Below are 12,536 nucleotides of genomic sequence, written 5' to 3'. Positions count from 1 at the left end.
GCCAGTCTCTTGAGTCTTATCTATCTATTCTACTCGATTCCTTCGATACGGTCCTCCACTTCTTGATAAAGTTCCTGTAAGCGGTCTAAATTCTCTTGAGAAGTTTCCCAGTAACCGCGACCATTAACTTCTAGCAGGGTTCCCACCATCTTGCGGAAAGAATTAGGATTGAGATTCATCAGACGCTGACACATTTCCTCATCTTGAATAAAAGTGGTGTTCACATCTTCATAAACCCAATTATCCACCGCATCAGCAGTTGCCGACCATCCCATCGTATTAACCAAACGCTTCGATAATTCTCGGACTCCTTCATAACCGTGACTTAACATTCCCTCGTACCATTTGGGATTGAGTAACTTGGTGCGGGTATCCAAGCGCACGGTTTCCGATAAAGTACGCACCTGAGCATTAGCGGTGGTAGTATCGGCAATATAGGCCGCCGGTTTTTTGCCATCATCCCGTAAACTAGCGACAACTTTTGTCGGGTCCGAGTCGAAATAGTGGGAAACATCGGTTAAACTAATCTCGCTAGAATCCAAGTTTTGGAAAGTTGCCTCGGCAGTTTTTAAAGATGCTTCAAACAACTGACGATTATCGGCCATCATCCCCGGATTATCAGAATCGAAAGCAAAACCCTTGCGGTTGAGATACATATTCTGTAACTCTTTTTCGTCTTCCCAACTGCTATTTTCCACCGCGAGATTGATATTAGAAGAATAGGAACCAGAAGCATTAGAAAAGATGCGGGTGGCTGCCTGTCGAACCGTTAAACCCATTTCTTTTGCTTGTGACCTAGCGTGTTTACGGACATAATTCATCTCCATCGGTTCGTTTGCTTCCGCAGCCATTTTTACCCCTTGGTCAAGCAAATTCATCTGATTGATAAATAAATCCCGGAAGACACCAGAACAGTTGACCACCACATCAATGCGCGGTCTTCCTAACTCCTCTAGGGGAATCAATTCCAGTTTATTCACCCGTCCCAAAGCATCGGGAAGAGGACGAACCCCCACCATCCAGAGAATTTGTGCTAGGGATTCCCCATAAGTTTTGATATTATCCGTTCCCCAGAGAACACAAGCGATAGTTTCAGGATATTTACCGCCATTATCCAGTTTTTGCCGTTCTAACAGACGATCCACCACGATTTTAGCCGATTTTACCGCCGCTAGGGTCGGGATAGACTGGGGGTCTAAAGCGTGGATATTTTTACCCGTCGGTAAAACTCCGGGGTTACGGATGGGGTCGCCACCAGGACCGGGAAGAACGTATTCCCCTTCCAATGCTTTTAATAGGGCCCCCAATTCATTATCAGCACAAATCTGTTCTAAACAGAATTCTAGGTATTCAAACAGGGGTTTTAACGCTTCCGAATCAACTTGTGGATAACCCATCGACCGTAAAGTTTCGATCCAAGGCGATTTCTTGCCTATATTCAAGAAATTCAGCTTAGAAAGCATTGATACCCGACCTGACCCGTCGGTTTGGGACTCGACTAAAGCGGAGACGGCAGCGCGAGTCGCGAGGGTGATGTTTTGCAGTAATTCCACATCCTCCAGCACCCCTCGATCGCTATTGCGATAAACTTCCTCTAGATCCCGGCCGATGCTGTTAGCAATAATCCGGGGTAAGGAAAGTAAATCGTCCTCTTCCCGGTCTAAACTGGCAATATTGACCAAAGTTGCCACCGCTTCCAGCGCTGAGGGGGGTTTCCCAATAACGTGCAGTCCGCAGGGAAGCAAGCGCGATTCAATTTCCATCAGTTTACGATAGACCGAACCGACGATATTATCCCGTTCCTCTTGACTGAGATGGGCAGTGTCACCATCAGGTAAACTTATATCTTTGTCGAGATTGACTAATAAACATTTATCGACAATAGTATTGACAATTTGCACCCCACGCCCACTATCTTTCAAGGTTTGGTAGGAACCGATCAACTCGCTCAGTTCTTTTAACCCTTTGTAAAGTCCGGCATTTTCTGCGGGGGGAGTAAGATAGGAGATGGTTTCCGCATAACTGCGACGTTTAGCGATCGTAGCTTCGCTGGGGTTATTAGCGGCATAATAGTAGAGATTGGGAATCATCCCGATGAGGTTATCCGGGTAGCATTCCCCAGACATTCCCATCTGTTTCCCCGGCATAAATTCTAGGGAACCGTGGGTGCCAAAATGAAGAACCGCGTCTGCTTTCCAGACTTGATTGAGATAGGTGTAGTAGGCTGCAAAACCGTGGTGGGGACTAGCAGAACGAGAAAATAGCAGACGCATCGGATCCCCTTCATAACCGAAGGTAGGTTGAACCCCAATAAAGACGTTACCGAACTCTTTCCCGTAGATTAATAGATTTTGTCCATCACTGTTGAGATGTCCAGGTGGTGGTCCCCAATTTTCCTCCAAACGGACAGAATAGGGGGTTAAACGTTCGTATTCCGGTACAGACATCCGATAGGCGATATTTAGCTCCGGACTATGGTATTGTGCGGTGGCATCATGGATTACCGCTTCCATCAGTTCTTTGGGAGATGCGGGTAAGTCCTGCAAGTCATAACCATTATTTTGTAACGCTTGCATCACCTCGTAGATAGAACCGAACACATCTAGATAGGCTGCAGTTCCCACATTCCCCTTATCAGGGGGGAAACTAAAGACCGTGATGGCGACCTTTTTATTCAGTTTCGGTTTCTTTCTTAGGTTAGCCCATTTTAGCGCCCGTTGAGCGATCGCTTCTATCCGGTCCTGTAAAGCGATCGCTTTACCCGTGGCCCCATCCCGGCCCGATAAGATAATAGGTTCGATCGCACCGTCTAATTCCGGAATAGCAATCTGTAGCGCCACTTGAATGGGGTGTAAACCTAAATCGCTTTCTTCCCATTCCTGGGTGGTTTGGAAAACTAGCGGTAACGCGCACATATAGGGACGATTGAGACGTTTTAAGGATTCTATCGCTGACCGATGATCTTGTCGCGCTGGACCCCCCACTAAAGCAAATCCCGTCAGGGAAATTACCGTATCAACGATAGCAACCGCTTCCACTCCTTTTAAGCTTTTATCCCAGAAATATTCCTCTACGGGTTTAGAAAAATCTAATCCCCCAGCAAAAACAGGAAGGACTCGCGCACCCATAGACTCAAATTCCTGCACGAGAGCGACATAATGAGCGTCATCACCAGTAACGAGGTGAGTTCTCTGTAAAATTAAGCCAACACAGGGAGCTAAGGGGTCTTTGAGGTCATCAGCAATATCACTGCGGTTATTGTACCAAGCGAAGTATTCCTTGACATCCTCGAACATTTTCAGGGATAAAGGATGCCAGATACCCATATCCGGATAAACTACCGGTTCCTTGTAAACTACGCTGTCATCCTTGTTATCGAAGACGTACTTATCGGCCAACATTAACAGGAAATTCTCTAAATTTTCTGCGGAACCTCCCAGCCAATACTGGAAACTTAACATAAAGTTGCGTGCGTCCTGAGCTTTTTCCATGGGGAGGTATTTCAGGACCTGCGGTAAGGTTCGCAATAACTTTAACATCGCGTCTTGGAAACCAGCGCCGGAGTTTTCCCTGCGCTTTTTCATAAAATTAGCGATGACACTCTTAGACTGTCCCAATTGTGCCATAGAAAAGCAACCTAACTTATTTAAGCGCATTACCTGGGGCATAGAGGGAAAGACGATCGCCGCGTCTAATTTATCCCGATGGGGACTGACAGCGGCCACAACTTTATCGGCTAAATCTTCGATAAAGATGAGAGAAGCAATGAAAATATTAGCTTTGGCTACATCCTCCTGAAAATTGCGATAATTTTCACCATCGCGCAGTTCTTCGATTAAATAACCACTAATTTCGATCGCTAGTTTTGGGTTGTTAGCGTTGATTTCCCTGACCGCACTACTCAGCGCACTTTGGTACTGAGGTTCTAGCACGACATAGACCACCTTGACCAGCGATCGACCATTCAACCCGTCGGGAACTATATGACGAATGGTGGACTTGACGTGAGTGAACATATATGATGGTTCTCCTTATTATTGCTGAGTCTGGTTTTGAGGTATTTTCGTCATCTGATGACGATCGCCCTTTGTTTAAGGTATTTAGATATATGTTTCTGTTTTGTATCAGAAAATGTAACCCCAATGAGCATTTACTCTGGGTTTTGACACAATTCGATAAATATCTTGCCATATTTTGTAACAGATGGTAAAGAGCTTTTTGAGTAACTGCTCAGGCTTTCCTTTACAAAAATTAATATTTAATCTATTGACTTTTAATTACAAAAATGCTAATAGATAACACCTCAGACGAGATGTCGCTGTTCAAAGATGATCAGGGTTAGGATTTGACTAATTCAACGTAATTAATTAAATTATATTAATTTTCTATAAAATACTTGACGTTACTCCGTGGCCCTATTCTGACAGGTGTAGGTTTATTACAAAGAGGTGAGCCAGCAATTCTCATTTTGAAACGATTTTGCGTTGTTTCAGCGATCTAGAGATTCGTTAAGAATTATTAACCCCTCTAGGTGCAAGGGTTTTAATGTCATGAAACCTTAAAATGAGAATTGCTGTCCAGGAATAAATCTAAAACCCTTGTTGGATAAGGCTTTTAGACTTTTTTGCCCTCAAAAAGTGCTGACCATTGGAGTGATCGGGGGTAAAATCCCTAGACTTTTTCCCTGAAAATTAGGTAACTGACTACCTCAAAATCGGCAAAACCCTACACCCCACACCCTAGTTAGGTAATTCCCCAAAAAGTTGACGATATTTTTGCAGTTTTGCCTCCATTTCTACTAACTGCTGATTAGCCTTTTCAGCCCGCTGGCATTCATTTTCAGCCCGTTGGCGTTCATTTTCAGCCCGTTGCTTTTCCTGCTCCAGTAGTTGATTAATTTCGCTGTAGGACAAGAATTGAGTACCATCAGGACGATAAATTTTTAACTCGTCGGTTAAGTCAAAACGAATTCCTAAACGGGGACTCACCCAATTATTAACCTCACTAACACTGTCTAAACTGTCACCAATTCGCTGCCAAGCTTCTAGACTATTATCATCGGGATCATAGACGTAGTATTCTTGGACTCCATAGCGATCATAAAATAGCAATTTTTTGGCCATTTCGATCGATGTGTTACTAGGAGAAAGAATCTCAAAGACGACTTGAGGAGCAAGATTATCTTCTTGCCATTGTTTATAGGAACCTCGATCGCCTTTCGGTCTGCCCAATACTACCATCGTATCAGGAGCAGCGGCAATTTTCGGCTGGCCTTCCACGGGATACCATAACAGATCCCCCGCTACAAATACCTGGGGATCATCGATATATAACCAGTCGAGATTCTGCTTAATCGTCACTATCCAGTTAAATTGTTTAGTATTATCTGCCATCGGTTTACCGTCGCTCTCAGGATAGATAATCTCGTTTTTGTTAACTTGACTAACCATGGGGAATACCTGCCGAACTCATTGGGCTATTTTCATTATATAATAATTTTGAACTAAGTAAGGAAAAGACCAATCTTGATTTTAGAACTAAAGCAAATAAATTTAGCTATCCGACGGGGTAGTGCTTATCTGTTAGAAGATATTACTTTTAGCATCAAGCAAGGAGAAAAGTTAGCTATTGTCGGAGCATCTGGGGCAGGAAAAACGACTCTTTTACGATTGTTAAATCGTTTGCAAGAACCCAGCACGGGAAATATTTATTTTCAAGGTAAATCGATTAGGGAAATACCGGTTATTTCCCTGCGACAACAGATAGTTTTATTGCTACAAGAGTCGAAGTTATTAGGGATGAATGTTCGAGATGCTCTCGCTTATCCTCTGCAATTAAAAAAACTTACCCCTGCGGAAATTAATCAGAGAATTGACCATTGGACATCCCTGTTAAAGATTCCTGAACAGTGGTTTGAGCGCGGGGAGTTAGAATTATCTTTAGGACAAAGACAATTAGTGGCAATTACCAGAGCTTTGCTGTTAGAACCGAGCATATTGTTATTAGATGAACCCACCTCTGCTCTAGATACAGGAACGGCCAGCAGGTTATTAGAAGTATTGAACAATCAAAGTTCAATGACGATAATTATGGTCAATCATCAACTAGATTTTTTAGAGGAATTTGCCGAGAGAGTCATTTATCTAGAAGCGGGAAGAATTGGATCAGATTGCCTCGCCAATCAATTAGATTGGTTAGGGTTAAAAACTCAGTTAATTGATTTAGAAAAATCTCGACAAAGTGACAATTGGTAAGATTAACTTAAAATTGCTGCGCCCTCCTGAAAAACTAATAATTCTCCTGAATTAATTGCTGTCCAAACTTCATTATCAGTTAAGGGTGTAGTGGCAATAATTGCCACTTGATCGCCGGGATGAGCTAAAGCTTGAAAATCAACGCTCACATCTTCATCAATTAAATGAGCAGCGGCAAAAGGATATTGACGGATTATATAGCTTAATTTTGTCGAACAATGGGCAAAAAAATGTTCACCATCGGATAAAAGATAATTAAAAATTCCTTGACAAGCGATAGAATTTGTGATAGTTTTTAGGACTTGATAGAGTTGTTGTAGGGAAGGTTTGCCCTGGGGAAAAGTCTCTCGCAGGGTATTAAGAATTAAACAGAAAGCTTTTTCCGAATCCGTCTCCCCAACTGGTTGATAAAAATCTCCCGCAGCAGGTGAGAAATTTTCTAAATTACCATTATGGGCAAAAACCCAATATTTCCCCCACAATTCCCGCCGAAAAGGATGACAGTTTTCTAGTTTAATTTCTCCTTGGGTGGCTTTGCGAATATGGGCGATAACATTGGTAGAATGGATGGGATAGTTTTTAATTAATTCCGCAATCGGAGAAGCGATCGAGGGTTTAACATCAATAAAAGTTCGACAACCTAAACCCTCAAAAAAAGCGATTCCCCAACCGTCTCGATGTTCGTCGGTTTTTCCTCCCCGCGCACAAAATCCCTCAAAGGAAAAACAGATATCCGTGGGGACATTACAATTCATGCCTAGAAGTTGACACATAGTTGCTTGAGTTTGAATATCAGATGCCAGCAAAATTACTTACTGCCAGCAGCCGTGACAGGAGACAGGAGAATTTCTTCCAGCTGCCTCTTGCCCATCCTAGCTAAGAAATTAATCTGGCACTACTGCTAATTAGGGTTTACTGAAAAAGTTTGTTGGTTGGTGTGGGGTTTTACCGATTTTCAGAAGGTTTTTAGATTTATTCAGCCAATCCTAATTAAATCAACCTCTGAAAGACAAAAAAGGCAAAAAATCAGATTTATAGCGATAAAATAACAATTTTTTGCCTAAAAGCCCATTTATTTGCTGTTACTGCCTTTTATCTTTCCGCATCCCTGTTTTAAACCCCATGAATCCCAACCGGGCGATCGAGATTAATTTTTTGGCCTGCTTAAGCGATAAAATGACATTTTTTTGCCTAAAAGTCCATTTATTGGCTGTTACTACCTTTTATCTTTCCGCATCCCTGTTTTAAACCCCATGAATCCCAATCGGGCGATCGAGATTAATTTTTTGGCCTGCTTATTCGATAAAATAGTAAGCTGGGCTATCTAATCAAATCTGTATCCTTAAGGCTATGACAACTATTTCTCGATCGATCCCCCAATCACCCACTAAATCCTTGTCTATCGGCGGCTGGCGCGGTTTGATCGAAGAATATCGCCAATTTCTGCCCGTAAGCAGTAAAACCCCTGTAATTACCCTCCTAGAAGGCAATACACCCCTGATCCCCGCCCCTTATCTCTCAGCACAAATCGGGCGCGATGTCAAGGTTTTTGTCAAATATGATGGTTTAAATCCCACCGGCAGCTTTAAAGACCGGGGCATGACCATGGCCATCTCGAAAGCTAAAGAAGAAGGGGCAAAAGCGGTGATTTGTGCCAGTACCGGGAACACCTCGGCGGCGGCGGCAGCCTATGCAAGAAGGGCCGGGATGCGGGCCTTTGTGATTATCCCCGACGGTTATGTGGCCTTAGGAAAATTAGCCCAGGCTTTATTGTACGGAGCCGAAGTCATCGCTATTAATGGCAACTTCGATGATGCCCTCAAGATTGTCCGCCAACTATCAGAAAATTATCCCGTAACTTTAGTCAATTCCGTCAATCCCTACCGTTTAGAGGGTCAAAAAACGGCGGCTTTCGAGATTGTCGATGTCTTGGGTAATGCCCCCGACTGGTTATGTATTCCCGTGGGTAATGCGGGCAATATTAGCGCCTATTGGATGGGATTCTGTCAGTATCACCAGATAGGCAAATGTGACCGACTGCCGAAGATGATGGGTTTTCAGGCCGCCGGGGCTGCCCCTTTTATCTCCAAACAACCGGTTGACCATCCCGAAACCCTGGCCACGGCTATCCGTATCGGCAACCCCGCTAACTGGGAAAAAGCTTGGGCCGCTAGTCACGCTAGTCAAGGGCAATTTCACGCGGTCAGCGATGAGGAAATATTGGCAGCCTATCGGATTTTAGGGGGCCAAGAGGGGGTTTTCTGTGAACCAGCCAGCGCCGCTTCTGTGGCAGGATTATTAAAAGTGCATCAACAGGTTCCCGATGGGGCCACCGTAGTGTGTGTTTTAACGGGAAATGGACTAAAAGACCCAGATTCGGCGGTAAAACACAGCAATAACCAACTAAAATCTGGGATTGCTCCCGAATTAACGCAAGTGGCTCAAATTATGGGCTTTTAAGCTAACGTCAATTCGGTTAAGCAGTGCTTCTATAAAACGCCCTTAGAACTGGGAATTATACCGGCGCGACGGGGATCGATCGCTATGGCCATACTCATCGCCCGGGCAAAAGCTTTAAAAGTAGCCTCAATAATATGATGGGAATTAATCCCGTCTAATTGGCGAATATGTAGGGTCATTTGACTGTGATTGACCAAAGCAACGAAAAATTCCCGCACTAGCTGAGTATCGTAGGTTCCCACTCTTTGGGTGGGAATTTCTAGACCATAACTGAGGTGGGGACGACCGGAAAAATCGAGGGCAACCTGCACTAAAGCTTCATCGAGAGGGGCGACAAAATGCCCGAAACGGACGATGCCTTTTTTGTCCCCCAAAGCTTGCAGTAAAGCTTGTCCAAGGGTGATTCCCACGTCTTCATTGGTGTGATGGTCATCAATTTCTAGATCTCCGGTGGCGCGCACATCGAGATCGATCGCAGCGTGGGAGGCGATTTGCTGCAACATATGATCAAGAAAGGGAATTCCTGTCTGGGCGCGACAATTGCCGCTACCATCAAGATCGATCGTCACCTCTACATCGGTTTCTTTGGTAGTACGACTAACGGAGGCGCGACGGCAAGGTGAGACAAAAGAATCGGGGAGCTGGGAAGTGGAAATCATTTAAGTAAAAATAAGTAGGTAGCCGTTAAAAATTATCAGATGCCCCCCTTATTAAGCTGTCCTTTAGTCACATCTTTCTTAACATTTCAAACCTTTGTAGCACAAGGCTTTCAAGACTCGGTTAACAATTTGTAATATTCCTTGTTGACACCCTTACTGACAAAGAAAAAACTGAAATCAAGTCAGGATAAGGGTTGGAGTGCTTACTGCAAAAATTGTTAAGAAAGATCCCTATAAGGGATAGCTTATTAAGGGGGGATTAAGGGGGGATCGGCACCCCCTTATTAAGGGGGGATTAAGGGGGGATCGAATCATTGACTAGGAAGATGAGAGTTTTTTTCAGTAATCAGTGAACTTAAAACTCATATCTGATAACTGATCACTGAAAAGGCCTAACTTTCTGGTTCAGTTTTAGCTTCCGCCGGCGGACCGGGGGGTAAAGCTTCCTCGCTGACAGGTTGAGGATTTTGGCTAGTGGGGGGACTAGCGGGGGAACCCTCCGGCTGATTAAGAGCGGGGGTTTGGGGAGGAGTTTCCGGGGCTTTTTCTTCGATTATCGCTTCTTTGGGCGGTTCTGGCTGGGTTGGGACTGGATTTGGCCCTGTGGTTGCGGGGGGGTTGACGTTATCCGGTTGGGGACTAACGGCGGGTTGCGGGGTTTGATTAGGACGAGGCGGGGTTTCAATTGCCGGCGTTACGGGGGGGGAGTTACGCGTATTGAGGTTACTACCCTCCGGTTTTGGGGGATTAGCGATCGCACCTCGGCACACTTCTGGGTTAGGGGCAAAACTGACGCTCACTTGATAGATTCTCGACTCACCACTGGGATTATTAAAGCGAGTTAAGCGTACTTCCCTAGCCCCCTGTTGATTGAAAATCGGGAAGCCAGCGCTTTTAATTAACTGGGGTTCACTGCTGATGCGGCCTTGACCATCCACCGTCACCCCATAAACCGCCGTCCCCGCTAATTGACGGGAACAAGCTGTAGCGGGATAATTACCGGTTAAATTGACGGTAGTTATGCCTCTGCTGCCCGGATTGGGCTGATTTAGTTCATTTAAGGCGTTAGGATTAGTTTTTTGGACTCTGGCCAGCCAATCCACCTGATTTCTCATGGCCTCCTCGTTACTGGTATTGCTTTTATCCGCCTCCAGGGAGCGCAAACGTTCCCGCATTTCCCACATTAATTGTTGACGACGCTGTTCATCAATGGGCGATTGACCATTCGGCTCCGAAGTGCGGGCCAAGGAATTGTTTAATTGTTCCTGTGCCTGTTGCGATGCACTACGGGGCGAATTTCGCAATCTATCTAAAGTTAGATTATCTTGGTAGGGATCGAATTCAGGCCGGAGCTGCTGGTTATTAGTCTCCCTCGGCAGATTATTATTCTCTGGCAGCGTGGGAACAGAAGGAGGACTAGGTAAACTGGGGGTAGAAGTGGGAAAATTGCGAGGAATCGGTAATCTACCCAGAGAGGGAATAGATGCCACGGGAGGAGAATAGATATTGACGGAGGGTAAGGAGGAGAGGGGAGGTAAAGCAGGTAAAGAAGGTAAAGGGGGAAGGGAAGAAACCGAGGGTAAAGGAGGTAAGGTGCTGTTATGGATACCATCCATGGGGGGGAGAGGAGGCAAAGAGGAAGAGGACGAATTGGGGTTAGGCAGTTCCGGTAAGCTGGACAGGGAGGAGTCGAGACTGGGAAGACGTGACTGCTCTAGAGGGTTCAATTCAATCAGATTGACGTTGCGTAACTCTTTTTTTGGCTCCTGCGCTGGATTATTGAGGAAATTAGGTAAGATAATCGCTAAAATTAGGGCATGAATACCAAGAGAAGCGGCGAACGAGAGATTATTAGAGTTAATTAGTTTATTTTCTTCGGTTTCTAGACCAAAATAGGAGGATGTCATAATCTAGTTAATTGAGCAGAGCCTTGAGGGGAAAAGTTAACTCTATTCTAATCGTCAAGGCGATTTTTTTTCTTGAGGGCGGGGAATTAATTGGTGTCAGTACCCCACCACCCCACACCCCACACCCCACACCCTGCCCCTAGGAAAAACTTTTTCAGCCAACCCTACTTATACTGCGATCGAGCCACAGCTTTTAATTTGGGATATAATTCCGAAGGGTCTAACAAAGGGATAAACTCATCGATTACTGGCTTAAAATTAACCGAAAAATTCTCCCTAGTTCCATGACCGTTAGGGGATTTAGGCAATGATTCTAATTCAGGGAATTTGGGCATTTCCGGGGTTAACTGCGAGAATAACTCATCCAAATCACTCATCCCCTTGCGAGGATCATCAAAAAGAGAAGTTTCTAAGTTGAATAAAGCATCTTTACTCGTGGCTTCCGCTTGTGGCTCTGGATCAGGCCGCTCAAGGGTGGCAGAAAGTATATTGATCTTTTCCTGTTTAGGGATAAATACCGTTTTTTTGCCATTTAACTGGGAATCTGGCAGGTTTTTACAAACCAATCGCTCGAATTCCCCCGTAAAATGAAAGGTAGGATGGCCGCGACGGTGCCAAATTTTGAGGATTTCCTCCACCGAAATGACTTTGTAACGTCCCTGATAGAGTGCCTCTAAAATCGCCATGCGAATCCAATTTAGCGAATAGGTAGGCAACCAGCGCTCGATTAATTCCTGCGCTTTGTATCCTCTCATTTCAAATCGATATTGGTTGAGTATAGTCGCTATCTGCATGAGGTTGATCTCTGGGCTAATCTCTGCCATAGAATTTACAAAAACAGTGAGCGCGATCGTTACTTACGGCTACTAGGCACTCCGCATCTTAAGATTTTATTCGGGTTTTTCCTAGTGGTTTTTCCCTATTCTCCCCACACTTACCCTTTCGAGTATCTTCACTCAAGGTCAGTTGACTCCCTAAAATCGGGTTCGCTTTTGGTGGCAATTTATCCCCCGCTAACTCCTGTACGGTTTAACGGGACTCCTCTGGCGACCTTAAGATAGTTTTTGTCTTTCCCCTGATTAGGCGAACGAGTTTACACCTCTTTATTATCACAATCTGACTAATTTGTCAAGAAAAAGGCAAAATTTCATCGATAAACCCAGAGGAGATAGAACTATAGCACTACCCTGACAGCCTAGAATCCTGCCGTTGACTGACCACCTCATCGAGGTTTTCTGAGTCTCCAGAAATTTTTT

General features: G+C 44.7%; 8 protein-coding genes. 2 read left to right on the top strand and 6 right to left on the bottom strand.

Annotated features, from left to right (window positions below; genetic code table 11):
* Nucleotides 1-29: 29 nt before the first annotated feature.
* Nucleotides 30-4,016 (bottom strand): magnesium chelatase subunit H, encoded by a 3,987-nt coding sequence (locus ACQY1X_RS05595; protein WP_430015468.1) that lies wholly within the window; start codon nucleotides 4,014-4,016, stop codon nucleotides 30-32.
* 723 nt (nucleotides 4,017-4,739) lie between these two features.
* Nucleotides 4,740-5,450: a Uma2 family endonuclease gene (locus ACQY1X_RS05590; protein WP_069474994.1), complete on the bottom strand. Its 711-nt coding sequence runs from the start codon at nucleotides 5,448-5,450 to the stop codon at nucleotides 4,740-4,742.
* A gap of 75 nt (nucleotides 5,451-5,525) precedes the next feature.
* On the opposite strand from ACQY1X_RS05590, the gene ACQY1X_RS05585 reads away from it, so the two are divergent.
* The gene (locus tag ACQY1X_RS05585; RefSeq protein WP_430015467.1) at nucleotides 5,526-6,254 is read left to right on the top strand and encodes an ABC transporter ATP-binding protein; all 729 of its coding nucleotides are present in this window, start codon (nucleotides 5,526-5,528) and stop codon (nucleotides 6,252-6,254) included.
* 2 nt (nucleotides 6,255-6,256) lie between these two features.
* Here ACQY1X_RS05585 and ACQY1X_RS05580 read toward each other — a convergent pair whose 3' ends face one another.
* On the bottom strand, nucleotides 6,257-7,027 hold the full coding sequence (locus ACQY1X_RS05580; RefSeq protein ID WP_430015466.1) for a class II glutamine amidotransferase: 771 nt from the start codon (nucleotides 7,025-7,027) through the stop codon (nucleotides 6,257-6,259).
* Between the two features lie 577 nt (nucleotides 7,028-7,604).
* On the opposite strand from ACQY1X_RS05580, the gene thrC reads away from it, so the two are divergent.
* Nucleotides 7,605-8,714, top strand: a complete 1,110-nt coding sequence (thrC, locus tag ACQY1X_RS05575; RefSeq protein ID WP_430015465.1) for a threonine synthase — start codon at nucleotides 7,605-7,607, stop codon at nucleotides 8,712-8,714.
* A gap of 29 nt (nucleotides 8,715-8,743) precedes the next feature.
* Here the strand turns inward: thrC and hisB are convergent, their stop codons facing one another.
* The 3 genes from hisB to ACQY1X_RS05560 all read right to left on the bottom strand — a co-directional run bounded on the left by hisB (nucleotide 8,744) and on the right by ACQY1X_RS05560 (nucleotide 12,104).
* Entirely contained in the window at nucleotides 8,744-9,373 is a 630-nt protein-coding gene (gene hisB, locus ACQY1X_RS05570; RefSeq protein WP_430014139.1) for an imidazoleglycerol-phosphate dehydratase HisB, read from the bottom strand.
* Nucleotides 9,374-9,765: 392 nt separating this feature from the next.
* The gene (locus ACQY1X_RS05565) at nucleotides 9,766-11,280 is read right to left on the bottom strand and encodes a TonB protein (RefSeq protein WP_430015464.1); all 1,515 of its coding nucleotides are present in this window, start codon (nucleotides 11,278-11,280) and stop codon (nucleotides 9,766-9,768) included.
* A 164-nt stretch (nucleotides 11,281-11,444) separates the two neighbouring features.
* Nucleotides 11,445-12,104, bottom strand: a complete 660-nt coding sequence (locus ACQY1X_RS05560; RefSeq protein WP_016516244.1) for a hypothetical protein — start codon at nucleotides 12,102-12,104, stop codon at nucleotides 11,445-11,447.
* Nucleotides 12,105-12,536 lie beyond the last annotated feature (432 nt).

Source organism: Microcystis protocystis FBCC-A270 (assembly GCF_050500235.1).
Taxonomy (GTDB): domain Bacteria; phylum Cyanobacteriota; class Cyanobacteriia; order Cyanobacteriales; family Microcystaceae; genus Microcystis; species Microcystis ichthyoblabe_A.
The sequence above is the reverse complement of the archived record's forward strand: the minus strand, read 5'-3'. Positions and strand labels throughout refer to the sequence as shown.